Source organism: Leucobacter celer subsp. astrifaciens, from assembly GCF_001273835.1.
Classification (GTDB): domain Bacteria; phylum Actinomycetota; class Actinomycetes; order Actinomycetales; family Microbacteriaceae; genus Leucobacter; species Leucobacter celer.
Map to the genome: position 1 here is coordinate 1 of NZ_JHEI01000008.1, position 204 is coordinate 204.

General features: G+C 60.3%; 1 protein-coding gene. It reads left to right on the forward strand.

The window, feature by feature from the left end; translation table 11 throughout:
* On the forward strand, positions 1-203 hold a 203-nt coding region (locus tag AMS65_RS18390), incomplete at its 5' end, for a lytic transglycosylase domain-containing protein (protein WP_157501914.1).
* Position 204 lies beyond the last annotated feature (1 nt).

A 204-nucleotide genomic window follows, 5' to 3' on the forward strand; every position in this document is an offset into this window, starting at 1 on the left:
GCATTGCCCCTGAGCACCTGTGGAATGCCTGTGTCAACGCCTACGTCGGCGCCTGGATTCTGAGTTCGAACATTGCCCGGATCGGGCCGAACTGGAAAGCCGTCGGTGCGTACAACGCCACCAGTCCGGAAAAGCAGTTGCGCTACGCCAATCAAATCTATGCGCGCTGGCAGGCCCTGCAGCGTGCCGGTGCAAGTCATTGAC